Source organism: Streptomyces sp. NPDC052012 (genome assembly GCF_040689265.1).
In the GTDB taxonomy this organism is placed as follows: Bacteria; Actinomycetota; Actinomycetes; order Streptomycetales; family Streptomycetaceae; genus Streptomyces.
Window position 1 is genome coordinate 139,277 of the sequence record NZ_JBFAXA010000001.1, and the last position, 23,730, is coordinate 163,006.

The 23,730-nt window shown below is 72.8% G+C and carries 18 protein-coding genes; 15 read left to right on the top strand and 3 right to left on the bottom strand.

Annotated elements, in window-relative coordinates; all coding sequences use genetic code 11:
• The first annotated feature begins 92 nt into the window (after nucleotides 1-92).
• The 3 genes from AB0412_RS00590 (at nucleotide 93) to hemW (ending at nucleotide 6,044) form a co-directional block, all read left to right on the top strand.
• On the top strand, nucleotides 93-1,967 hold the full coding sequence (locus AB0412_RS00590) for an AMP-dependent synthetase/ligase (RefSeq protein WP_366400230.1): 1,875 nt from the start codon (nucleotides 93-95) through the stop codon (nucleotides 1,965-1,967).
• Between the two features lie 250 nt (nucleotides 1,968-2,217).
• A complete protein-coding gene (locus tag AB0412_RS00595; RefSeq protein WP_366400231.1) occupies nucleotides 2,218-4,773 on the top strand; it encodes an ATP-binding SpoIIE family protein phosphatase in 2,556 nt (851 codons plus the stop codon).
• Nucleotides 4,774-4,811: 38 nt separating this feature from the next.
• The gene (hemW, locus tag AB0412_RS00600) at nucleotides 4,812-6,044 is read left to right on the top strand and encodes a radical SAM family heme chaperone HemW (protein WP_366400232.1); all 1,233 of its coding nucleotides are present in this window, start codon (nucleotides 4,812-4,814) and stop codon (nucleotides 6,042-6,044) included.
• A 75-nt stretch (nucleotides 6,045-6,119) separates the two neighbouring features.
• Here hemW and AB0412_RS00605 read toward each other — a convergent pair whose 3' ends face one another.
• Both AB0412_RS00605 and AB0412_RS00610 read right to left on the bottom strand, forming a co-directional pair.
• Entirely contained in the window at nucleotides 6,120-6,917 is a 798-nt protein-coding gene (locus tag AB0412_RS00605; protein ID WP_366400233.1) for a DUF3097 domain-containing protein, read from the bottom strand.
• Between the two features lie 37 nt (nucleotides 6,918-6,954).
• Complete coding sequence (locus tag AB0412_RS00610; protein ID WP_366400234.1) at nucleotides 6,955-7,677, bottom strand: MBL fold metallo-hydrolase; 723 nt, start codon at nucleotides 7,675-7,677, stop codon at nucleotides 6,955-6,957.
• 138 nt (nucleotides 7,678-7,815) lie between these two features.
• Between AB0412_RS00610 and hrcA the strand changes: the two genes are divergently transcribed.
• The 9 genes from hrcA (at nucleotide 7,816) to AB0412_RS00655 (ending at nucleotide 18,270) form a co-directional block, all read left to right on the top strand.
• Nucleotides 7,816-8,832, top strand: coding sequence for a heat-inducible transcriptional repressor HrcA (gene hrcA / locus AB0412_RS00615; protein WP_366400235.1), 1,017 nt, complete (start codon nucleotides 7,816-7,818; stop codon nucleotides 8,830-8,832).
• Nucleotides 8,832-9,968 (top strand): molecular chaperone DnaJ, encoded by a 1,137-nt coding sequence (gene dnaJ, locus AB0412_RS00620; RefSeq protein WP_366400236.1) that lies wholly within the window; start codon nucleotides 8,832-8,834, stop codon nucleotides 9,966-9,968. Before hrcA ends, dnaJ begins: the two co-directional genes overlap by 1 nt.
• Before the next feature lie 111 nt (nucleotides 9,969-10,079).
• The gene (locus AB0412_RS00625; protein WP_366400237.1) at nucleotides 10,080-11,153 is read left to right on the top strand and encodes a nitronate monooxygenase; all 1,074 of its coding nucleotides are present in this window, start codon (nucleotides 10,080-10,082) and stop codon (nucleotides 11,151-11,153) included.
• Nucleotides 11,150-11,890, top strand: a complete 741-nt coding sequence (locus AB0412_RS00630; RefSeq protein ID WP_366400238.1) for a 16S rRNA (uracil(1498)-N(3))-methyltransferase — start codon at nucleotides 11,150-11,152, stop codon at nucleotides 11,888-11,890. Before AB0412_RS00625 ends, AB0412_RS00630 begins: the two co-directional genes overlap by 4 nt.
• 90 nt (nucleotides 11,891-11,980) lie before the next feature.
• Nucleotides 11,981-12,526 carry a hypothetical protein gene (locus AB0412_RS00635; RefSeq protein ID WP_366400239.1) on the top strand — a complete coding sequence of 182 codons (546 nt, stop codon included), beginning with the start codon at nucleotides 11,981-11,983 and terminating at the stop codon, nucleotides 12,524-12,526.
• Nucleotides 12,527-12,571: 45 nt separating this feature from the next.
• Nucleotides 12,572-15,784 (top strand): S41 family peptidase, encoded by a 3,213-nt coding sequence (locus tag AB0412_RS00640; protein ID WP_366400240.1) that lies wholly within the window; start codon nucleotides 12,572-12,574, stop codon nucleotides 15,782-15,784.
• Between the two features lie 210 nt (nucleotides 15,785-15,994).
• Entirely contained in the window at nucleotides 15,995-16,348 is a 354-nt protein-coding gene (locus AB0412_RS00645; protein WP_366400241.1) for a histidine triad nucleotide-binding protein, read from the top strand.
• Between the two features lie 6 nt (nucleotides 16,349-16,354).
• Nucleotides 16,355-17,260: a ribonuclease Z gene (locus AB0412_RS00650; protein WP_366400242.1), complete on the top strand. Its 906-nt coding sequence runs from the start codon at nucleotides 16,355-16,357 to the stop codon at nucleotides 17,258-17,260.
• Nucleotides 17,261-17,280: 20 nt separating this feature from the next.
• The gene (locus tag AB0412_RS00655; RefSeq protein ID WP_366400243.1) at nucleotides 17,281-18,270 is read left to right on the top strand and encodes an adenosine deaminase; all 990 of its coding nucleotides are present in this window, start codon (nucleotides 17,281-17,283) and stop codon (nucleotides 18,268-18,270) included.
• Between the two features lie 14 nt (nucleotides 18,271-18,284).
• Here AB0412_RS00655 and AB0412_RS00660 read toward each other — a convergent pair whose 3' ends face one another.
• Entirely contained in the window at nucleotides 18,285-19,616 is a 1,332-nt protein-coding gene (locus tag AB0412_RS00660) for an MFS transporter (RefSeq protein WP_366400244.1), read from the bottom strand.
• Between the two features lie 256 nt (nucleotides 19,617-19,872).
• Between AB0412_RS00660 and AB0412_RS00665 the strand changes: the two genes are divergently transcribed.
• The 3 genes from AB0412_RS00665 (at nucleotide 19,873) to AB0412_RS00675 (ending at nucleotide 23,719) form a co-directional block, all read left to right on the top strand.
• A complete protein-coding gene (locus AB0412_RS00665) occupies nucleotides 19,873-21,162 on the top strand; it encodes a glucarate dehydratase family protein (RefSeq protein WP_366400245.1) in 1,290 nt (429 codons plus the stop codon).
• 101 nt (nucleotides 21,163-21,263) lie between these two features.
• On the top strand, nucleotides 21,264-22,394 hold the full coding sequence (locus AB0412_RS00670) for a PfkB family carbohydrate kinase (RefSeq protein ID WP_366400792.1): 1,131 nt from the start codon (nucleotides 21,264-21,266) through the stop codon (nucleotides 22,392-22,394).
• A 254-nt stretch (nucleotides 22,395-22,648) separates the two neighbouring features.
• Complete coding sequence (locus AB0412_RS00675) at nucleotides 22,649-23,719, top strand: PhoH family protein (RefSeq protein ID WP_366400246.1); 1,071 nt, start codon at nucleotides 22,649-22,651, stop codon at nucleotides 23,717-23,719.
• Nucleotides 23,720-23,730: the final 11 nt, after the last annotated feature.

Here is a 23,730-nt window from a genome sequence, read left to right on the forward strand (position 1 = left end):
CTGCTCGATAGTTACTCGCGAGTTAAACAACGGCCGCGAGTGAAACCAGCCGCACTGAGCCAGCCGCACTGTCGCGGGCCCCGGAGGATGTCGTGAGCGACGCACAGACTTTGATCGAGAACCGTCCGCCGACCGTGGCGGCCCTCTTCCTGGAGCGCGTGGCGGCCACACCGGACGCCGAGGCATACCGCTATCCCGTCCCCCCGGCCTCCGGCCAGGGACCGGACGACTGGAAGTCCCTGACCTGGGGCCAGACCGCCGAGCGCGTCAACGCCATCGCGGCCGGCCTGATCGAGCTGGGCGTACGCCCGGAGGAGCGGGTGGCGCTGGCGTCCGCCACGCGGGTCGAGTGGATCCTCGCCGACCTCGGCATCCTGTGCGCGGGCGCCGCCACCACCACGATCTACCCGCAGACCAACGCGGACGAGTCCGCGTACATCCTGTCGGACTCCGGCAGCCGGGTGCTCATCGCGGAGAACGCCGAGCAGGTCGCCAAGGCGGTCGAGAAGCGCGCCGAGCTGCCCGAGCTGACGCGCGTCGTGGTCATCGACCCGGCCGGCGTCCAGACCGACGACTGGGTGATCAGCCTCAGCGAGCTGGAGAGCCGCGGCGCGGCCCGGCTGGAGAAGGACGCGGAGCTGATCAAGGAGCGGGTCTCCGCGATCACCAAGGACCAGCTCGCCACCCTCATCTACACCTCCGGCACCACCGGCCGCCCCAAGGGCGTGCGCCTGCCGCACGACAACTGGTCGTACATGGCCAAGGCGATCGCCGCGACCGGGCTGGTCAGCAGCGACGACGTGCAGTACCTGTGGCTGCCGCTCGCGCACGTCTTCGGCAAGGTGCTCACCTCCGGCCAGATCGAGGTCGGCCACGTCACCGCCGTCGACGGCCGCGTCGACAAGATCATCGAGAACCTTCCGGTGGTGCAGCCGACGTACATGGCGGCCGTGCCGCGCATCTTCGAGAAGGTCTACAACGGCGTCGCCGCCAAGGCGAAGGCCGGCGGCGGAGCCAAGTACAAGATCTTCCAGTGGGCCGCCGGCGTCGCCCGCGAGTACGCCAAGGTCACCCAGGACAACTTCCGCCGCACCGGCACCGCGAGCGCCCCCGCCGGCCTGCGCACCAAGCACGCCGTCGCCGACAAGCTCGTCTACGCCAAGATCCGCGAGGCCTTCGGCGGCAACCTGCGCGCCTGCGTCTCCGGCTCGGCCGCCCTCGCCCCGGAGATCGGCTACTTCTTCTCCGGCGCCGGCATCCACATCCTGGAGGGCTACGGCCTCACCGAGTCCTCCGCGGCCTCCTTCGTCAACCCCGGCGAGGCCTACCGCACCGGCACGGTCGGCAAGCCGCTGCCCGGCACGGAGGTGCGCATCGCGGACGACGGCGAGATCCTGCTGCGCGGCCCCGGCATCATGCAGGGCTACCACAACCTGCCCGAGAAGACCGCCGAGGTGCTGGAGGCGGACGGCTGGTTCCACACCGGCGACATCGGCGAACTGTCGCCCGACGGGTACCTGCGCATCACCGACCGCAAGAAGGACCTCATCAAGACCTCCGGCGGCAAGTACGTCGCCCCCGCCGAGGTCGAGGGGCAGTTCAAGGCCGTCTGCCCGTACGTCTCCAACATCCTCGTGCACGGCGCCGACCGGAACTACTGCACCGCCCTCATCGCCCTCGACGAGGTCGCGATCCAGGCGTGGGCCGCGGAGAACGGCCTCGAGGGCAAGCCGTACGCGGAAATCGTGGCCGCGCCGGTGACCGTCGAGATGGTCCAGAGCTACGTGGACCAGCTCAACCAGGGCCTGCAGCGCTGGCAGACCATCAAGAAGTTCCGCCTGCTGCCGCGCGACCTCGACGTCGAGCACGGCGAGATCACCCCGAGCCTGAAGCTGAAGCGGCCCGTGGTGGAGCGCGAGTACAAGCACCTGATCGACGAGATGTACGAGGGCACGCGCGAGGCGTGATCGTCGCGCGCTGAGCGCAGGGGCGGACTCCGGTGGGGTCCGCCCCTCTCTGTTCCGGTGGTGCATGGGTTCCCTGTTCGGGTGTTGCACGGATCTGACCGGATTCGTGCCCGTTCCTGAGCGCCTGGGTAGCACGGTTCTCACCCCTGGCGGGCCACTTCGGTAACTCGTTGCTCACGGGCGGGTCCGGTCTGTCACCCTGTCGGCAGCGATCGAGGTGTATTCGTACGCACTGTCCGGGGAGCTGCCCATGGGGGCCATTCCGACGCAACGGGAGACGGCCTCGCGCGCCGCCGACCTACGGGCGTGCGCGCGGGCGGACGCGACCCTGTCCGGAAGCTCCCTCGCGCCCGGCTCCGCGCGGGCCCTGGTGCGGGCGGCGCTCACGGAGTGGGCCGAGCAGCGACTACCCGGTGCCGAGCACCTCACCGCGCGCACCGTGGAGGACGCCACACTCATCGCCAGCGAACTGGTCACCAACGCCGTCGTCCACGCCGGGACGGACGTGCAGCTGACGTGCAGGCTGGAGGACGACACCGGCGCGCTGGTGGTCGAGGTCGCCGACCGGTACCCCTCCAGCGCCCCGCGCGACGGCGAGGCGGCCACCGCTGCCGCCCAGGAACCCGGTGAGTTCGGACGTGGCCTGCGCCTCGTCGCCGCGCTCTCCGAGGCCTGGGGGATCACCTACCGCCCCGGAACCAAGACGGTCTGGGCCCGGCTCCCCGCCGGAGGCCGCACGACGAGCGAGGGCACCGAGGCGTACGCGGAGGACCGCGCGCCTGGGCGTGACACCCAGCCGGCGAACCTCCTTGCGCCCGAGTCGGCCGCTGATGCGACGGGGCTTCTCGTGTCCGGGCAGGCCGCTGATGCGACGGGGCTTCTCGCGTCCGAGTCGGTCGCCGATACGGCCGAGCCCCTCGCGTCCGAGTCGGTCGCCGGATCGACTGAGCTCCTGGCGTCCGGACCGGCCGCCGATGCGACAGACCTCCTCGCGTCCGAGTCGGTCGCCGGATCGACTGAGCTCCTGGCGTCTGGACCGGCCGCCGATGCGACCGGGCTCCTCGCGTCTGGACCGGCCGCCGATGCGACAGGGCTCCTCGCGTCCGAGTCGGCTGCCGGAACGACCAACCTCCTCGCGCCCGAGCCGACCAACGGAACGGCCGACCACGTCACGCCCGCGCGGGCGCAGGGCGACTGGGCCGACTGGACTGACTGGCCGCCCCGGGCGTCGAGCGGGGCGGCCGGCGCGGGGGGCTCCGTCCCGGCGGTGGGCGGTGCCAGCGAGCCGGGCCGCTCGGCGCAGACGGCAGCGCAGGGCGGGGCCGGTGCGGAGGGCTGGACCCAGGCGGGAAGAGGAGTGATCGCCCCGGGCGGCCGGCCTCAGGCCCAGCCGCCCGGGGCGGGTTTCGCGGACGACTGGCTCGCCGGGCGCACGCGGCGCGACGGGGCCTGGCTCGGACGAGGGGCGTTGTCCTTCCTCGCCGAAGCCTCGGACCTGCTCGCCGGGCAGCTGGACGAGGATCTCGTCGCCGCGCTCACCGGGCAGCTGATCGTGCCGAGGCTCGCGGACTGGTGCGCGGTCTGGCTGGAGGACGAGACCAGCGGTCACGGCGGCTGGGGCGGGGACGCGTGGACCGGCGGCGCACGCCTCGCCCGCGTGTGGCACACCAGCGAACACCGCATCGAGGAACTCCGCGCCGCCCTCGACCAGAACCCCCCGGAGCCGCCGGACCCGTCGGGCGCCGGCCCGGCCCCGTACCCGTGGCCCGAGAAGGCGCTGGACGCGCCGGCCGGCACCGACCCCGGCAGCGGCGTCGCGGAGCCGCCCGGCGCACCCGGCGTCGCCCTGGCCTACCGGCTCGTCGCCGGGGGACGCCCGCTCGGCACTCTGGTGATCGGACGGGGCGCGATCGAGCGGTTCCCCGACGAGATCACCGGGCTCGTGGAGGACCTGAGCCGACGGGTCGCCCTCGCCATCGGCGCCGCCCGGCAGTACGCCCGCCAGGCCACCATCAGCGCCGTGCTGCAGCGCGGGCTGCTGCCCGGTGCCGTCGCCGAGATCCCCGGCGTGCGCTCCGCCCTCGTCTACGAGCCCTGCGACAAGGGCGGACCCAGCGGTGACTTCTACGACCTGTTCCCGGCCGGCCGGGGCCGCTGGTGCTTCGCCCTCGGCGACGTCCAGGGAAAGGGCCCGGAGGCCGCCGTCGTCATCGGTCTCGCCCGCCCCTGGCTGCGGCTGCTCGCCCGCGAGGGCTACCGCGTCGCCGACGTCCTCGACCGCCTCAACCAGCTCCTCCTCGACGACGCGACGGAGGCGGCGGACGCCGCGGCCCGAGCGCTGGTGGCGGCCGGCGCCCGCCCGACCGTCCCCGGCGACGGACCCCAGACCCGCTTCCTCTCCCTCCTCTACGGCGAGCTGGTCCCCCACGACGGCGGTGTCCGCTGCACCCTCGCCTCCGCCGGACACCCCCTGCCGCTCCTCCTCGCTCCCGACGGCACCGTCCGCACCGTCGCCGAGCCCCAGACCCTCCTCGGTGTCGTCGAGGACGCCACGTACACCAGCGAGACCTGCGAACTGCGCCCCGGCGACAGCCTCCTCTGCGTCACCGACGGCGTCACCGAGCGGCGCTCCGGCACCCGCCAGTTCGACGACGGCGACGGACTCGCCACCGCGCTGGCGAGCTGCGCGGGCCTGGACGCCGAGCCGATAGCGGAACGGATCACCCGCCTCGTGCACGAGTTCGGGGCGCGCCCGCCCGCGGACGATCTCGCCCTGCTGGTGCTCCAGGCGGAACGACAGGCGTGACGGCCGCCGTACCGGGCGGGTGCGGGACAATGGAGCACATGCCTTCCGCACTCCCCGACGGCGAGCCCGTCCCCGCCGACGGTGCGCTGCCCGCCTCCGCGCTCACCGACGCCGCCGACCGCCCCCTCGGCTTCTACCTGCACGTTCCGTACTGCGCGACCCGCTGCGGCTACTGCGACTTCAACACGTACACCGCGAGCGAGCTGCGCGGCAGCGGCGGCGTGCTGGCCTCGCGCGACAACTACGCCGAGACGTTGGCCGAGGAGGTCCGGCTGGCCCGGAAGGTGCTCGGGGACGACCCGCGGCCGGTGCGCACGGTGTTCGTCGGCGGGGGTACGCCCACCCTGCTGGCCGCCGGTGATCTCGTACGGATGCTGGGTGTGATCCGGGAGGAGTTCGGGCTGGCGGCGGACGCCGAGGTCACGACGGAGGCGAATCCGGAGTCGGTGGATCCGGCGTATCTGGCCGCGCTGCGGGAGGGCGGCTTCAACCGGATCTCCTTCGGGATGCAGAGCGCGCGGCAGCACGTGCTGAAGGTGCTGGACCGTACGCACACGCCGGGGCGGCCGGAGGCGTGCGTCGCCGAGGCGCGGGCGGCGGGCTTCGAGCACGTCAACCTCGATCTGATCTACGGCACGCCGGGGGAGTCGGACGACGACTGGCGGGCCTCCCTCGACGCGGCGATCGGGGCCGGACCGGACCACGTGTCCGCGTACGCGCTGATCGTGGAGGAGGGCACGCAGCTGGCGCGGCGGATCCGGCGGGGCGAGGTGCCGATGACGGACGACGACGTGCACGCGGACCGGTATCTCATCGCCGAGGAGGTGCTGTCCGGGGCCGGGTTCGAGTGGTACGAGGTGTCGAACTGGGCGACGTCGGAGGCGGGGCGGTGCCTGCACAACGAGCTGTACTGGCGGGGAGCGGACTGGTGGGGTGCCGGACCGGGGGCGCACTCGCACGTGGGGGGCGTGCGGTGGTGGAACGTGAAGCATCCGGGGGCGTACGCGGCGGCGCTGGCCGCGGGGCGGTCGCCGGGGGCGGGGCGTGAGGTTCTGACGGAGGAGGACCGCCGGGTGGAGCGGATCCTGCTGGAGCTGAGGCTCCGGGAGGGCGTCCCGTTGTCGCTGCTGCGCGCGCAGGGCCTCGCGGCGGCACGCAGGGCGCTGTCCGACGGGCTTCTTCAGAAGCGGCCCTACGACGACGGGCGGGCTGTGCTGACGCTGCGGGGGCGGCTGCTGGCGGACGGGGTGGTCAGGGACCTGGTGGACTGAGCAGGTGCCCGGGGTGGGGGCTGGGCAGGGGTTGGGTCTCGCTCGCCCGCGCTTGCGGGGTGCCTCCCCCCACTCTCATGCCGTGACGAAGTCGATCAGTTCCTCTACCCGGCCCAGCAGCTGCGGTTCCAGGTCCTTGTACGAGTGGACCCGGGACAGGATCCGGTGCCACGCCGCCCCCGTGTTCTGCGGCCAGCCCAGCGCCCTGCACACGCCCGTCTTCCAGTCCTCGCCCCGCGGGACGCGGGGCCACGCCTCGATGCCCAGGGCCGACGGCTTCACCGCCTCCCAGATGTCGATGTACGGGTGGCCCACCACCAGCGCGTGCTCGCTCGTCACCGACTGGGCGATGCGCCACTCCTTCGTGCCCGGTACCAGGTGGTCCACCAGGACGCCCAGCTTCGCGTCCGGGCCGGGGGAGAAGTCCGCGACGATCGACGGCAGATCGTCGACGCCCTCCAGGTACTCCACGACCACGCCCTCGATGCGCAGGTCGTCGCCCCACACCTTCTCGACCAGTTCGGCGTCGTGCCGGCCCTCGACGTAGATGCGCCCGGCGCGGGCCACGCGGGCGCGTGCGCCGGGGACGGCGACCGAGCCGGATGCCGTGCGGGAGGGGCGTGCCGGGCCCGAGGCGGGCTTCACGAGCGTGACCACGCGGCCCTCCAGCAGGAAGCCGCGCGGCTCCAGCGGGAACACGCGGTGCTTGCCGAAGCGGTCCTCCAGGGTCACCGTGCCGGCCTCGCAGCGGATCACCGCGCCGCAGAAGCCGGTGGCGGGCTCCTCCACCACCAGGCCGGGGTCGGCGGGGACCTCGGGGACCGGCTGCGGTTTCTTCCACGGAGGGGTCAGGTCGGCGGAGTACTGGCGCATTCTGATGACGATACGAGGATCCTGTCCCTCACGATCATCACGACACGCCGAACCTCGCCGCGAGCGCGTCGCGTTGGGCGCGTACGAACGCCGCGTCCACCACCGCCCCGTGACCGGGCACGTACGCCGCGTCCTCGCCGCCCAGGTCCAGCAGCCGGTCCAGCGCGGCCGGCCAGTGGGACGGCACCGCGTCGCGGCCGGCCTGAGGTTCGCCGGACTCCTCCACCAGGTCGCCGCAGAAGACCACCTCCGGGTCACCGGGGACCAGGACGGCCAGGTCGTACGCGGTGTGGCCGGGGCCCACGTTCGCCAGCAGGACCTGCCGGCCGTCGCCCAGGTCCAGCGTCCACTCGCCGCACACCGCGTGCCGCGGGCGGATCAGCGCGTCCGCGGCGTCCTCCGCGGCGCGCGGGTCCAGACCGTGCCGCACGGCGTCCGCGCGCAGCTCCTCACGGCCGTGCGCCAGGGCCGCGTCCAGCCCCACCGCTCCGTAGACGTCCGCGCCCGCGAACGCCGCCGCGCCGAGGACGTGGTCGAAGTGCGGGTGGGTGAGCGCGAGATGCGTCACACGGTGACCGGCGAGCGCCTGCGCCTCGGTGCGCAACCGTGCGCCCTCGGCGAGACTCGAACCCGCGTCGATCAGCAGTACCGCGCCCGCGCCGACGACAAGCCCCGCCGTGCAGTCCCACACCGGCAGCCGGCACCGCCCCACCCCGGCCGCCACCTGCTCCCATCCCGACTCTTCCCAAGTCACGGTCATACCGCGACGCTAGCCGGACGGTCCCGGCCTTGCCCGGGGTATACCTCCCGGCCGTACACTGGGCCGGGGAAGTCTGGCACTCGCGTGCGAAGAGTGCCAGAGACGTTACCGGGCGGAAAGCTTCTGGAGGTGTGCGCGATGCTCAGTGAACGCAGGCTCCAGGTGCTGCGCGCCATCGTCCAGGACTACGTCGGCACCGAGGAGCCCGTCGGCTCCAAGGCGCTCACCGAGCGGCACAACCTCGGCGTCTCCCCGGCCACCGTGCGCAACGACATGGCGGCCCTGGAGGAGGAGGGGTACATCGCCCAGCCGCACACCAGCGCCGGGCGCATCCCCACCGACAAGGGCTACCGGCTGTTCGTCGACAAGCTCGCCGGCGTCAAGCCGATGAGCCCGCCCGAGCGGCGGGCCATCCAGAACTTCCTCGAGGGCGCCGTCGACCTCGACGACGTGGTGGCCAGGACGGTGCGGCTGCTGGCGCAGCTGACCCGGCAGGTCGCCGTCGTGCAGTACCCGTCGCTGACCCGTTCGACCGTGCGGCACGTCGAGCTGCTGTCCCTCGCGCCCGCGCGGGTGATGCTCGTGCTGATCACGGACACCGGGCGGGTCGAGCAGCGCATGGTCGACTGCCCGGCGCCCTTCGGTGAGGCGTCGCTCGCGGATCTGCGGGCCCGGCTCAACAGCCGGGTCGCCGGCCGCCGTTTCACCGATGTGCCGAGCCTCGTCGAGGACCTCCCCGAGGCCTTCGAGGTCGAGGACCGCGGCACGGTCTCGACGGTGCTCTCCACCCTCCTGGAGACGCTCGTCGAGGAGAACGAGGAGCGGCTGATGATCGGCGGCACCGCCAATCTGACCCGCTTCGGACATGACTTCCCCCTCACGATCCGGCCCGTCCTGGAGGCGCTGGAGGAGCAGGTCGTGCTCCTCAAGCTGCTCGGCGAGGCGAAGGATCCGGGCGTGACCGTCCGTATCGGTCATGAGAACGCCCACGAAGGACTCAACTCCACGTCCGTCGTGTCGGTGGGCTACGGTTCGGGCGGCGAGGCGGTTGCCAAGCTCGGCGTGGTCGGACCGACCCGCATGGACTACCCGGGAACGATGGGAGCGGTACGCGCAGTGGCACGGTACGTCGGACAGATCCTGGCGGAGTCGTAGTGGCCACCGACTACTACGCCGTACTCGGCGTGCGCCGCGACGCGTCGCAGGAAGAGATCAAGAAGGCCTTCCGGCGGCTCGCGCGCGAGCTGCACCCGGACGTCAACCCCGATCCGAAGACCCAGGAGCGGTTCAAGGAGATCAACGCCGCGTACGAGGTGCTGTCGGACCCGCAGAAGAAGCAGGTCTACGACCTCGGCGGCGACCCGCTCTCGCAGGCCGCCGGCGGCGGTGCGGGCGGCTTCGGAGCCGGTGGCTTCGGGAACTTCTCCGACATCATGGACGCGTTCTTCGGCACGGCGTCGCAGCGCGGCCCGCGCTCGCGCACCCGCCGCGGCCAGGACGCCATGATCCGGATCGAGGTCGAGCTGGACGAGGCCGCGTTCGGCACGACCAAGGACATCCAGGTCGACACGGCGATCGTGTGCACCACGTGCAGCGGCGAGGGCGCCGCGCCGGGCACCAGCGCGCAGACCTGTGACATGTGCCGCGGCCGCGGTGAGGTCTCGCAGGTCACACGGTCCTTCCTCGGCCAGGTCATGACCTCGCGCCCCTGCCCGCAGTGCCAGGGCTTCGGCACGGTCGTCCCGACGCCCTGCCCCGAGTGCGCGGGCGACGGCCGTATCCGCTCCCGCCGCACCCTCACGGTGAAGATCCCGGCCGGTGTCGACAACGGCACGCGCATCCAGCTGGCCGGCGAGGGAGAGGTCGGACCCGGCGGCGGTCCGGCGGGCGATCTCTACGTGGAGATCCACGAACTCCCGCACCCCACCTTCCAGCGGCGCGGCGACGACCTGCACTGCACGGTCACCATCCCGATGACCGCGGCGGCGCTCGGCACGAAGGTGCCGCTGGAGACGCTGGACGGCATGGAGGAGGTCGACATCCGGCCCGGCACCCAGTCCGGCCAGTCGATCCCGCTGCACGGCCGCGGCGTCACCCACCTGCGCGGCGGCGGCCGGGGCGACCTCGTCGTCCACGTCGAGGTGCAGACCCCGACCAAGCTCGATCCCGAGCAGGAGCGGCTGCTGAGGGAACTCGCCAAGCTGCGTGGGGAGGAACGCCCGCAGGGCCAGTTCCAGCCCGGCCAGCAGGGACTGTTCTCCCGGCTGAAGGACGCGTTCAACGGGCGCTGACGGACCCGGCCGGCGGTCGTCGGGAAGCGGACGACCGGCCCTTCCGCAGCGGCCTGTGCCAAGGGGAAGGGCTGATTCGGAGTTGGTCGGAGGACGTGACAACATGCGGGCATGTCCTCCGCGCTGACCGATCTTCTCCCGCACCCGATCGTGCAGGCCCCCATGGCGGGCGGTGTCTCCGTGCCGCAGCTCGCCGCCGCGGTGTCCGAGGCGGGCGGGCTGGGTTTCCTGGCCGCCGGATACAAGACCGCGGACGGCATGTACCAGGAGATCAAACAGCTGCGCGGGCTCACCGGCCGCCCCTTCGGCGTCAACCTCTTCCTGCCCCAGCCGGAGACCGCCGACCCGGCCGCCGTCGACGTCTACGCCCACCAGCTGGCCGGCGAGGCCACCTGGTACGAGACCGAGCTCGGCGACCCCGACAGCGGGCGCGACGACGGCTACGACGCCAAGCTCGCCGTACTCCTCGACAATCCGGTACCGGTGGTCTCCTTCCACTTCGGCGTGCCGGCCCGCGAGGTCGTCGACTCCCTGCACCGCGTCGGCACGTTCGCTCTCGTCACCGCCACCACCGCCGAGGAGGCCCGGGCCGTGGAGCGCTCCGGCGCGGACGCGGTGATCGCGCAGGGCGTCGAGGCCGGCGGCCACCAGGGCACCCACCGTGACGTCCCCGAGGCGGACGGCTCCGGTGTCGGAGTGCTCTCCCTCGTCGCCCAGGTCAGGGAGTCCGTCGGGATCCCGGTCATCGCCGCGGGCGGCATCATGCGCGGCAGCCAGATCGCCGCCGTGCTCGCCGCCGGCGCCGTCGCCGCGCAGCTCGGGACCGCCTTCCTCGCCACCCACGAGTCCGGCGCGCACGCCCTGCACAAGCAGGCCCTCACCAACCCCCTCTACGTCCGCACCGAGCTGACCCGCGCCTTCTCCGGCCGCCCGGCCCGCGGACTGGTCAACCGCTTCCTGCGCGAGCACGGCCCCTACGCCCCCGCCGCCTACCCCGACGTCCACCACCTCACCGCGCCGCTGCGCAAGGCCGCCGCCAAGGCCGGGGACGCGCAGGGCATGGCGCTGTGGGCCGGGCAGGGCCACCGCATGGCACGGGAGCTGCCCGCCGGGCAGCTGGTGGAGGTGCTGGCCGCCGAACTCGCCTCCGCCCGGACAGCGTTGTCGGCGGGAGGTGCCCTGTGACCGCGCCCGTCTTCGTCGTCGACGGCTTCGACACCCAGGGCGGGGGCCGCTTCGTCCTCGACGGCCCCGAGGGACGGCACGCCGTCTCCGTGAAGCGGCTCAGGGCGGGCGAGGACGTCGTCCTCACCGACGGCGCGGGCCGCTGGGCCGAGGGCCAGGTGGAGGCCGCGGAGGGCAAGGACCGGCTCGTCGTGCGCCTCGGCGAGGTCCGGCAGGAGCCCGCCGAGACGCCCCGGCTCACCGTCGTCCAGGCGCTGCCCAAGGGTGACCGGGGGGAGTTGGCCGTGGAGACGATGACCGAGGTCGGCGTCGACGTGATCGTGCCGTGGTCGGCGGCCCGCTGCATCACCCAGTGGAAGGGCGAGCGCGGGCTGAAGTCCCTCGGCAAGTGGCGGGCGACCGCCCGTGAGGCCGGCAAGCAGTCCCGCCGGGTGCGCTTCCCCGAGGTCGCGGACGCGGCGACCACCAAGCAGGTTGCCTCACTTCTCGCCGATGCCGACTTCGCCGCCGTCCTCCACGAGAGCGGCACCGAGGCGCTCGCGACCGCCGAACTGCCCGCCGCCGGCAGCATCGTGCTGGTCGTCGGCCCCGAAGGCGGCATCGCGCCGGACGAGTTGGCCCTGTTCGAGCAGTCCGGCGCGCACGCCTACCGCCTGGGCCGCACCGTGCTGCGCACCTCGACCGCCGGAACGGCGGCTGCGGCCCTGCTCCTGGGACGCACCGGCCGCTGGTCCTGAACAGCCCTGCGCTCATGGGCGCTTGCGAGGGGCGCACAGTGGCCGTATGCGCCCTACCGCCGCGCCTGTGACGGTGGCAGGCTGCCGTCCATGGGGGTGTGGCAGAGGATGCGGGGCGGGACGCGGCTGCGGCGGACGGCTGTGGCGGCCGGGTTCGCCGTGCTGGCCGTCGGCGGCGCCGTGGCGTGCGAGCCGGGCGCGGTGAGCTCCGCGACCGTGGCGTACACGGTCGACGAGACGGTCACCGACGAGCTGAACCGGCAGAAGGCCGGGGTGCGCTGGCTCAGTTGCACCGCCTCGTTCGACAGCGACGGCGGCAACGCCTCGCGCTCCGCCACCGAGAAGACCGTCGCCACCGTCGACTGCCAGGGTGAGACGGAGGACGGCAAGGAGATCACCGTCACCGGCAAGGTCACGCACGCCATCGACGGCGCCTGCGTGCGCGGCGACATCACCGCGAAGGTCGACGGCAAGCAGTGGTTCCGCGTCGACGGGCTGGGCGACTGCAACGCCAGCAACCCGCCCCCGGTCGGCGGGCCCACGAACGACGGGCCCCGCCCCACCGTCACCGTGACCGTCACCACCACCGTGTGGTGCGACCGGTACCCCGACTGCCGCCCCGTCGAGGGCAAGTGATCCAAAGCCCTGGCCGGGCCGCCGCCGGGTGCATAGGGTGATCGGGTGACACAGCCTGCATCGGTCGCATCCGCCGCGTATCTCCGGTTCCCGCATCCGCACGGCGAGTTGGTCGCCTTCACCGCCGAGGACGACGTGTGGCTCGCCCCGCTCGACGGCGGCGGCCGGGCCTGGCGGGTGAGCGCCGACAACGTGCCCGTCAGCCACCCGCGCATCTCGCCCGACGGCACCACCGTCGCCTGGACCTCCACCCGCGACGGCGCCCCCGAGGTGCACATCGCGCCCGTCGACGGCGGCCCCGCCAGGCGCCTCACCCACTGGGGCAGCCTCAAGACGCAGGTGCGCGGCTGGACCCCGGACGGCCGGGTCCTGGCGCTCACCACCCACGGCCAGGCCAGCCTGCGCCGCACCTGGGCCCGCGCCGTCCCCCTCGACGGCGGCCCGGCCACCACCCTGCCGTACGGACCCGTCGGCGACGTCGCGTACGGCCCGCACACCGTGCTGCTGTCCGCCACGATGGGCCGCGAGGCGGCGTTCTGGAAGCGCTACCGGGGCGGTACGGCGGGCAAGCTGTGGATCGACCCGGACGACACCGGCGAGTTCGTCCGCCTGCACGCCGACCTCGACGGCAACATCGAGTACCCGCTGTGGGTCGGGGACCGGATCGCGTTCCTCTCCGACCACGAGGGCACCGGCGCGCTCTACTCCTCCCACGCCGACGGATCCGACCTGCGCCGCCACACTCCTCTCGACGGCTTCTACGCCCGCCACGCCGCGACCGACGGCACCCGTGTCGTCTACTCCAGCGCCGGTGAACTGTGGGTGCTGGACGACCTGGACGGCGCCGAGCCGCGCCGGCTCGACATCCGGCTCGGCGGTCAGCGCGTCGACCTCCAGCCGTTCCCGGTGAACGCCGCCCGCTGGTTCGGCTCCGCCTCTCCCGACCACACCGCCCGCGGCAGCGCCGTCTGCGTCCGCGGAACCGTCCACTGGGTCACCCATCGCTCCGGCCCCGCCCGCGCGCTCGCCGCCACGCCGGGCGTACGGGCCCGCCGGCCCCGCACGTTCCGCGCGGACGGCGAGGAATGGGTGGTGTGGGTGACCGACGCTGAGGGCGACGACGCCCTGGAGTTCGCGCCCGCCACCGGACTCGCCCCGGGCGCGACCCCGCGCCGTATCGCCGCCGGGCAGCTCGGCCGGGTCCTCGAACTCGCCATGGCCCCCGACGGCAGCCGCGCCGCGATCGCCTCCCACGACGGCCGGGTCCTGCTCGTCGAGCGGGAGACCGGCGAGGTCCGCGAGGTGGACCGCAGCGAGGACGGTGACGTCTCCGGGCTCACCTTCTCGCCCGACTCCGCCTGGCTCGCCTGGTCCCACCCCGGCCCGCGCCCGCTCAGCCAGCTGCGCCTCGCCAACACCACCGACCTCCAGGTCACCGAGGCGACCCCGCTGCGCTTCCAGGACTACGCGCCCGCCTTCACCCTCGACGGCAAGCACCTCGCCTTCCTGTCGACCCGCTCCTTCGACCCGGTCTACGACGAGCACGTCTTCGACCTGGCGTTCGTCGAGGGCGTCCGCCCGTATCTGATCACCCTCGCGGCGACCACACCCTCCCCCTTCGGCCCGCAGCGGCACGGGCGCGCCTTCGAGGCACCGGACCGGGAGGAGACGCCCGACAGCGAGGGCACCCCCACGACCCGCATCGACCTCGACGGGCTCGCCGACCGGATCGTGCCGTTCCCCGTGGAGGCCGCCCGCTACTCCAACCTGCGGGCCGCCAAGGACGGCGTGCTCTGGCTCCGCCACCCGGTGACCGGCGTCCTCGGCGCCTCCCGTGCCACCCCGGACGACCCCGACCCCAAGACCGAGCTGGAGCGCTACGACCTCGCCCAGCAGCGCATCGAGCATCTCGCCGCCGACGCCGACCACTTCGAGGTCAGCGGCGACGGCAAGCGGGTGCTGCTGTGGACCGACAGCCGGCTCAAGGTCGTGCCCAGCGACCGGCGTGCCTCGAACGACGACGACAGCGACTCCAACATCACCGTGGACCTCGGCAGGGTCCGCCAGTTCATCGACCCGGCCGCCGAGTGGCGGCAGATGTTCGACGAGACCGGCCGCATCATGCGGGACAACTTCTGGCGGCCGGACATGAACGGCGTCGACTGGGACGGCGTCCTCGACCGCTACCGGCCCGTCCTCGACCGGCTCGCCACCCACGACGATCTGGTGGACCTGCTGTGGGAGGTGCACGGGGAGCTGGGTACCTCGCACGCGTACGTCACGCCGCGCGGCGGACACGGCGACGGGAGTGCCCGGCAGGGGCTGCTGGGGGCGGACATCTCCCGGCACGAGGACGGGAGTTGGCGGGTCGACCGCATTCTGCCGTCGGAGACGTCGGATCCCGATGCGCGGTCGCCTCTTGCGGCGCCCGGGGTGGCGATTCGGCCCGGTGACGCGATCGTCGCGGTGGCCGGGCAGCCCGTGGATCCGGTGACCGGGCCCGCGCCGCTGCTGGTGGGGACGGCGGGGAAGCCCGTCGAGCTGACCGTGTCGCCCGCGGGGGGCGGGGATCCGCGGCATGCGGTGGTGGTGCCGGTCGCGGACGAGGAGCCGCTGCGGTATCACGCGTGGGTGGCCGACCGGAGGGCGTACGTCCATGAGAAGTCCGGCGGACGGCTGGGGTATCTGCATGTGCCCGACATGATCGGGTCGGGGTGGGCTCAGTTGCACCGGGACCTGCGGGTGGAGGTGGCCCGTGAGGGGCTGGTCGTGGACGTCCGGGAGAACCGGGGCGGGCACACCTCGCAGCTCGTCGTGGAGAAGCTGGCGCGGCGGATCGTGGGGTGGGATCTGCCGCGGGGGATGCGGGCGGAGAGCTATCCGCGGGATGCGCCGCGGGGGCCGGTGGTCGCGGTGGCGAACGAGTTCTCGGGGTCCGACGGGGACATCGTGAACGCGGCGATCAAGGCGTTGGGGCTCGGGACTGTCGTCGGTACGCGGACGTGGGGCGGGGTCATCGGGATCGACAGTCGGTATCGGCTGGTGGACGGGACGTTGGTGACGCAGCCGAAGTACGCGTTCTGGCTCGAGGGTTACGGGTGGGACGTGGAGAACCACGGGGTTGATCCGGATGTGGAGGTTGTGCAGCGGCCGCAGGATTATGTGGCGGGGCGGGATGTGCAGCTGGACGAGGCGATTCGGCTGGCGTTGAGTGCGCTTGATGAAACGCCGGCGAAGGTGCCGCCTGCTGTGCCGTGACCCTGTGCTGCTGGGCGGGGGTGGGTGTCGCTCGCCCGCGCTGGCGGGGGGACCCCCATCGCCCACCCGTGCCGCCCTGGGGGTACCTCCCAGGCCCTTGAGGCACTGGGGGAGGCACGACTGCCCGCAGCTGCGTAGGCACGACTGCCCGCAGCTACGTGGGCGTGGATACGATGCCCTGGTACGCGATCATTCCGGCAAGGAGGCCGTATGGCTGGGGAGCCCCAGGACGACTGCTTGTTCTGCAAGATTGTCGCGGGGACCATCCCGGCGACGATCGTCCGTGAGACGGAGACGACCGTCGCGTTCCGTGACATCAATCCTCAGGCGCCGACCCATGTTCTGGTGATCCCGAAGGCGCATCACCGGGACGCCGCCGCTCTCGCCGCCGCCGCGCCCCAGCTGGCCGCCGACGTGCTGCGGGAGACGCAGGCCGTCGCGGACGACGAGAAGCTGGAGAGCTACCGGATCGTGTTCAACACCGGCAGCGGCGCCGGTCAGACCGTCTGGCACGCGCACGCCCACGTCCTGGGCGGTCGCGGGCTCGAGTGGCCCCCCGGATAGGCCGCCTTGTCCGTACGCGAACTGGTGGTGCTCGGCACCGCCAGCCAGGTCCCGACCCGGCACCGCAACCACAACGGCTATCTCCTGCGCTGGGACGGCGAGGGCTTCCTGTTCGACCCCGGCGAGGGCACCCAGCGGCAGATGCTGCGCGCCGGGGTCGCCGCCCACGACCTGAACCGGATCTGTGTCACCCACTTCCATGGTGATCACAGCCTCGGCCTCGCGGGTGTCGTCCAGCGCATCAATCTCGACAAGGTGCCGCACGAGATCACCGCGCACTACCCCCGCTCCGGGCAGCGTTTCTTCGACCGGCTGCGGTACGCCACGGCCTATCGGGAGACCGTCTCCCTCACCGAGGCGCCCGTCGACACCGATGGCGCTCTCGCGGTCGCCCCCGGCTACACGCTCGAGGCGCGGCGGCTCTCCCACCCCGTCGAGTCGTTCGGCTACCGGATCGTCGAGCCCGACGGGCGGCGCATGCTGCCCGAGCGGCTGGCCGCGCACGGCATCAAGGGCCCCGACGTGGGCCGTATCCAGCGCGAGGGTTCGCTGAACGGGGTGGCTCTGGAGGACGTGAGCGAGGTGCGGCGCGGGCAGAAGTTCGCGTTCGTCATGGACACCCGGCTCTGCGAGGGTGCCCAGGCGCTCGCCGAGGACTGCGACCTGCTCGTCATCGAGTCGACCTTCCTCGACGAGGACGAGGAACTCGCACGGGAGCACGGGCACCTGACGGCGGGGCAGGCGGCGCGGGTGGCCCGGGAGGCGGGCGTACGGCATCTCGTCCTCACCCACTTCAGCCAGCGCTACACCGACCCGGAGGAGTTCGAGCGGCAGGCGCGGGCCGCCGGATACGAGGGCGAGCTGACCGTGGCGCACGATCTGCTGAGAGTTCCGCTTCCGAAACGTCGGTGACACCGCCGTACGATGACGTAATGCCCATACCGAAAGCCGAACTGCACCTTCATATCGAAGGCACCTTGGAGCCCGAGCTGGCCTTCGCCCTGGCCGAGCGCAACGGGGTCGAGCTGCCCTACGCGGACACCGCGGCGCTGCGCGAGGCCTACCGGTTCGAGGATCTGCAGTCCTTTTTGAACCTGTACTACGAGCTCATGGCGGTGCTGCGTACCGAGCGGGACTTCGAGGAACTCGCCGACGCCTATCTCGCCCGCGCCGCCGCACAGGGCGTACGGCACGCGGAGATCTTCTTCGATCCGCAGGCGCACGTAGCCCGGGGGGTCGGCATGGGCACGGTGGTCGAGGGGCTGTGGCGGGCGCTGGGGCGGAGCCGGCAGACCCATGGTGTGTCCACGCGGCTCATCATGTGCTTCCTGCGGGACGAGTCCGCCGAGTCGGCGATGGCGACGCTGGAGGCCGCGAAGCCGTACCTGGACCGGATCACCGGGGTCGGCCTCGACTCGGCGGAGGTCGGGCACCCGCCGGTGAAGTTCCGCGCGGTCTACGAGGCCGCCGCCGCGCTCGGGCTGCGGCGTGTGGCGCACGCCGGTGAGGAGGGGCCCCCGGAGTACGTCACCGAGGCCCTGGACGTGCTCGGCGTCGAGCGGGTCGACCACGGGCTGCGCTGCGTGGAGGACCCGGCGCTGGTGGAGCGGCTGGTGCGGGAGCGCGTCCCGCTGACCCTGTGCCCGCTGTCCAACGTCCGGCTGCGCACCGTCGACACCCTCGCCGGTCATCCGCTGCCCGCCATGCTGGAGGCGGGGCTGATGTGCACGGTCAACTCCGACGACCCGGCCTACTTCGGCGGCTACGCGGGCGACAACTTCGACGCCGTGCGCGACACCCTCGGCCTGTCGCGGGAGCGGCTGCGCGAGCTGGCCCGCAACTCGTTCCTCGCGTCCTTCCTGGACGACGACGAGGAGCTGCGGGCGCGGTACCTCGCGGAGGTCGAGGCGTACGACTTCTAGGCCCTGTCCAGCGGTCAGGGCGTTCCGGGGGCCCGGGTGGCCGCCGCCGTGTCGTAGTCGCGCTGGACGGGGACGGCCGGGGCGTCCACGGGGAACTCCACGACCGGCTGCTCGGGGGCGCCGACCTCGGGGACCGCGCCGCTGGGCGTGCCGGTGTGGGCGGCGACCACGGCCGCCGGGTGCCCGCCGCGGCGGCGGATCGCGCCGGGCAGCAGCGGGCGCCCGCCGGTGTGCAGGGCGACGGCGGTCATCGGCACGGCGACCAGCAGCAGACCGGCGCCGAGGACCAGGCCCATGACGGGGTAGCCGGCCTGCGCGGACAGCGCGCTGCCGGTCAGCGGACCGGCAGCGGTGCCGAGCGAGGACGCCGACCCGACGAGCACCGCCCACCGGCCGCGCGGGTCGAGCGAGGCGGCGAGGCCGATCAGATACGAGAGCACCACCGGGTACAGCGTGTTCCAGGCGACCTCGCCCGCCGCGAAGGTCACCGGTCCGGTCGCGGACGCGGTGAGCGCGATGCAGCCGGCGATCAGCACGGTCCCGGCGCCGATCGGCACCGCCCGCCCGAGCCGGGCCCCCAGCGCCCCCGCCGCCAGCACACCGACGAGCCCGGCGCCGAGCGCCACGGCGAAGACGACGCCGAGGGCGGCGTCACCGAGATGCGCCTGGGTGAGCCCGATCCGGCCGCTGACACCCCACAGCGAGTTCTGCGCGAGCGACCAGAACACGATGGCGGCGGCCAGGACGAGGCCGGAGCGGCGGTGGGGGAGGGGCGAGTCGTCGTGCGGCGCGTGGGCCGTCTCCTGCGGCTGTCCGGCGCCCGGCAGGCGGCCGGTCAGCGGCCACACCGCGAGGGCCGTCAGGGCGATCGCGGCCAGCGGCAGGCCGTGCGTCCGGCCGAGGTGGGGCACCGTCAGGTACACCGCGCCGGCCAGCGCGGACACGGTGAGGAGGCCGAGCGTGGACGCCCGGTGCGGGTCCCGCTCCGCGGCTATGCGCGTCGCGGCGACCGTCGTGGCCGTACCCGAGCCGAAGCCGCCGACCATCGCGCCGGCGACGACGACGGGGATGTCGGTGGTGAGGGCGGCGGTGCCGTAGCCGAGGGCGGCCAGGAGGAGGCCGAGCCGGGCCAGCGCACGGGCGCCGACGCGCTCCACCCGGGAGGCGAGCAGGAAGCCCGCCGTCGCCGAGCTCAGCAGCAGCGCGCTGCCGACGGCGCCGGCCTGGGTGGCGGTCAGCGGAAGCGAGGTGTCCAGCCGTCCGACGGTGGTCGGCAGCAGATACGGAGCGAGGTACCCGGCCGTGAAGAGGGCGACGAGGGGCCAGGGGGCGGTGCGGGCGAACACGGGCGTTCCCAGGGCATGCGAAAGGAAGGGTTCGAAAAGGGGGAGGGGCGACGACCGTCGACGGACAGGAACGCGCGGGCAATTTGTATCAAGCACACAGTCGCGTGAGCGAAGCCAGAGGGTGTGATCTGGCCCACTCTTGCGTTTGGGGTGTGTGAGGCGGGGTAACAGCGGGCGCCACCGCCAGTGGACCGAGCCTGTAGTGCCTCGTACGGCCCCGTCGTGACCATTGCCTCGACCTCGTAGGAGCCTCCCTGTGAACCTCACCGTCACCGACGTCCGCCTCACGCCGATCCTGGTCGCCGACCCGCCGCTGCTGAACACCCAGGGCGTCCACCAGCCGTACACCCCCCGCCTGATCGTGGAGGTGGAGACGGCGGACGGCGTCACGGGCGTCGGCGAGACCTACGGTGACACCCAGTACCTGCAACTGGCCCGCCCGCTCGCCGAGCGGCTGGTCGGACGTCAGGTGTCGGATCGAAACGGCCTGTTCAGCCTCGCCGACGAGGTGGCCGTCGACGCCTCCCGGGTCTCCGGGCAGGTCGACGTGGGCGGGCTGCGCGGGGTGCAGACCGCCGACAAGCTGCGCCTGTCCGTCGTCTCCGGCTTCGAGGTCGCCTGCCTGGACGCACTCGGCAAGGCGCTCGGCCTGCCCGTGCACACCCTGCTCGGCGGCAAGGTGCGCGACGCCGTGGAGTACAGCGCGTACCTCTTCTACAAGTGGGCCGAGCACCCCGAGGGCGTGGCGGCCGAGAAGGACGACTGGGGTGCGGCCCTCGACCCGGCCGGTGTCGTCGAACAGGCCCGCGCCTTCACCGAGCGCCACGGCTTCACCTCCTTCAAGCTCAAGGGCGGCGTCTTCCCGCCCGAGGAGGAGATCGCCGCGATCCGCGCGCTCGCCGAGGCGTTCCCCGGACACCCCCTGCGCCTCGACCCCAACGGCGCCTGGTCCGTGGCGACGTCACTGAGGGTCGCCGAGGAGCTCGGGGACGTCCTTGAGTACCTGGAGGACCCGGCGCTGGGCACGCCCGCCATGGCCGAGGTCGCGGCGAGGACGGACGTACCCCTCGCCACCAACATGTGCGTGACGACGTTCGCCGAGATCAAAGAGGCGTTCACGCGCGACGCCGTCCAGGTCGTCCTCTCCGACCACCACTACTGGGGCGGACTGCGCAACACCCAGCACCTCGCCGCCGTCTGCCGCACCTTCGGCGTCGGGGTGTCGATGCACTCCAACACCCACCTCGGCATCAGCCTCGCCGCGATGACCCACGTCGCCGCGACCGTCCCCGGCCTGCACCACGCCTGCGACTCCCACTACCCCTGGCAGTCGGAGGACGTCCTCACCGAGCGCCTCACCTTCGACGGCGGCAAGGTCACCGTCTCCGACGCGCCCGGCCTCGGCGTCGAACTCGACCGCGAGCGGCTGGCGTTCCTCCACCAGCGCTGGCTCGACGACGACGGCACCCTGCGCGACCGCGACGACGCGGCGGCGATGCGGGTCGCCGACCCGGACTGGGTCGTCCCCTCCGCCCCCCGCTGGTGAACCAGCGGGAACCTTCCGAGCACGCGGTGTGACGGCGTGAGCGTTGTCAGTGGTGTGGTGCAGACTGGCCAGATCCGCACCACGTCAGGGAGCGCATCGTGATCGCGTCCACCGCGTCCCCCGCGTCGACCGGAGAGGGAGCGCACCGCCGCCAGGCCCAGGTCGACCCTCTCGCCCTGCTGCGCACCGCGCAGGACCCGCCCTGGGACGTCTACCTCACCGGCACCGTCTTCCTCGACATCATCTTCACCGGGCTCGACTCCGCCCCGGTGCGCGGGACCGAGTCCTGGGCACGCGGGATGGGGTCGAGCCCCGGTGGTGTCGCCAACATGGCCACCGCGCTCGCCCGCCTCGGTCTGCGGACGTCCCTCGCGGCGGCGTTCGGCGACGACCACTACGGCGAGTACTGCTGGGACACGCTCGAGCAGGGCGAGGGCATCGACCTGTCGCTGTCGCGCACCGTGCCCGGCTGGCACTCGCCGGTCACCGTCTCGATGGCGTACGAGGGGGAGCGGACGATGGTCTCCCACGGGCACGAACCGCCGCCTGAGGAACCCGCCCCCGACTGCCCGCCGCGCGCGCGGGCCGCCGTCGCCTCGCTCACTCCCGGGCGCAGCTCCCCCTGGATCGCGCAGGCGGCGCGCAAGGGCGCCCGGATCTTCGGTGACGTCGGGTGGGACGACACCGGGGCGTGGGATCTGGCGGGCCTGCCGGACCTGCGGTACTGCGAGGCGTTCCTGCCGAACGCGCAGGAAGCGATGCGGTACACGGGGACGGACTGCCCGCGGGCGGCGGCCCATGCGCTCACCGATCATGTGCCGGTGGCCGTGGTGACGCTCGGGGCGGAGGGGGCGTACGCGGTGGACGGGCGGACCGGGGAGTGCGCGGAGGTGCCGGCGATCGAGGTGGAGGCGCTGGATCCGACGGGAGCGGGGGACGTGTTCGTGGCGGGTTTCGTGACCGGGACGCTCGCGGGGTGGCCGTTGGCGGACCGGCTCGCCTTCGCGGGGCTGACGGCGGCGCTGTCGGTGCAGGAGTTCGGGGGGTCGTTGTCGGCGCCGGGATGGGCGGAGGTCGGGGCGTGGTGGCGGAAGGTGCAGTCGGTGCAGGGGCAGGGTGCTGCTGCGCTGCGGCGGTACGGGTTCCTGGCGGACCTGGTTCCGGAGGAGCTGGTGCGGCCGTGGCCGCTGCGGCGGGCCGTGCCGACGATCGGGTTCCGCCGGTCGGCGTGAGCCTTGGCGGCGGCTTCGCCCCCACACCCCCACCAGGGGGCGCCGCCCCCTGACCCCCGGCCTGTGCCCACCCACCACGCGACTCGGCCGGTCGAGAGGTGGGCCGCCCGGCGGTGCGACTCGGGTGGGATCAAAGTGATGAGAGGAAAAGCCCTACGGGCTTGTCACCCCCGCGTCGTACCCTGGGAGACGCGAGGCCGCCCTCAGCGATGCGGCCGTGACGAGGAGGAACCGCAGGCCTTAAGCGCCGGCCCATGACTCAGACACCCACAGCTCACACGCCCGCGCAGGGGCAGGCGAGAGTGCAGCTCACCGTCCCCGCCCAGCACCCCATGGTGACCGTGCTGGGTTCCGGGGACTCCCTTCTGCGCGTGATCGAGAAGGCCTTCCCGGGGGCCGACATCCACGTCCGGGGCAACGAGATCAGCGCGGTCGGCGACGCCACGGAGGTCGCCCTCATTTCGCGCGTGTTCGACGAGATGATGCTGGTGCTCCGCACCGGGCAGCCGATGACGGAGGACGCAGTGGAACGCTCGATCGCCATGCTCAAGGCGAGCGAGAACGGGGAGAGCGACGGCCAGGAGACCCCGGCCCAGGTGCTCACGCAGAACATCCTGTCCTCGCGCGGCCGCACGATCCGCCCCAAGACGCTCAACCAGAAGCGCTACGTGGACGCGATCGACAAGCACACCATCGTCTTCGGCATCGGCCCCGCCGGTACCGGCAAGACGTACCTGGCGATGGCCAAGGCGGTCCAGGCCCTGCAGTCCAAGCAGGTCAACCGCATCATCCTGACCCGGCCGGCGGTGGAGGCGGGCGAGCGGCTCGGCTTCCTGCCGGGCACGCTCTACGAGAAGATCGACCCGTATCTGCGCCCGCTCTACGACGCGCTGCACGACATGCTCGACCCCGACTCCATCCCGCGCCTGATGGCGGCCGGGACGATCGAGGTCGCGCCGCTCGCGTACATGCGCGGACGCACGCTGAACGACGCCTTCATCATTCTCGACGAGGCCCAGAACACCAGCCCCGAGCAGATGAAGATGTTCCTGACGCGGCTCGGGTTCGACTCGAAGATCGTCATCACGGGTGACGTGACACAGGTCGACCTGCCCGACGGCACCAAGTCGGGTCTGCGGCAGGTGCAGGAGATCCTGGAGGGAGTGGAGGACGTCCACTTCTCCCGGCTGTCGTCCCACGACGTCGTACGGCACAAGCTGGTGGGCCGTATCGTCGACGCGTACGAGCAGTACGACAGCAAGCACGGCACCCAGAACGGCTCCCACAAGGGCGGCCGGGGCAAGTCCGGGCACAAGGGGAAGTAGACCGAGCACCA

Excerpts from the sequence above, each read along its gene's own strand:
- AB0412_RS00595 (WP_366400231.1), top strand. The coding sequence starts at position 2,218 with ATGGGGGCCATTCCGACGCAACGGGAGACGGCCTCGCGCGCCGCCGAC.
- AB0412_RS00655 (WP_366400243.1), top strand. The coding sequence starts at position 17,281 with ATGCCCATACCGAAAGCCGAACTGCACCTTCATATCGAAGGCACCTTG.
- AB0412_RS00625 (WP_366400237.1), top strand. The coding sequence starts at position 10,080 with ATGTCCTCCGCGCTGACCGATCTTCTCCCGCACCCGATCGTGCAGGCC.
- AB0412_RS00645 (WP_366400241.1), top strand. The coding sequence starts at position 15,995 with ATGGCTGGGGAGCCCCAGGACGACTGCTTGTTCTGCAAGATTGTCGCG.
- AB0412_RS00675 (WP_366400246.1), top strand. The coding sequence starts at position 22,649 with ATGACTCAGACACCCACAGCTCACACGCCCGCGCAGGGGCAGGCGAGA.
- AB0412_RS00605 (WP_366400233.1), bottom strand. The coding sequence starts at position 6,917 with ATGCGCCAGTACTCCGCCGACCTGACCCCTCCGTGGAAGAAACCGCAG.
- hrcA (WP_366400235.1), top strand. The coding sequence starts at position 7,816 with ATGCTCAGTGAACGCAGGCTCCAGGTGCTGCGCGCCATCGTCCAGGAC.
- AB0412_RS00610 (WP_366400234.1), bottom strand. The coding sequence starts at position 7,677 with ATGACCGTGACTTGGGAAGAGTCGGGATGGGAGCAGGTGGCGGCCGGG.
- AB0412_RS00635 (WP_366400239.1), top strand. The coding sequence starts at position 11,981 with ATGGGGGTGTGGCAGAGGATGCGGGGCGGGACGCGGCTGCGGCGGACG.
- hemW (WP_366400232.1), top strand. The coding sequence starts at position 4,812 with ATGCCTTCCGCACTCCCCGACGGCGAGCCCGTCCCCGCCGACGGTGCG.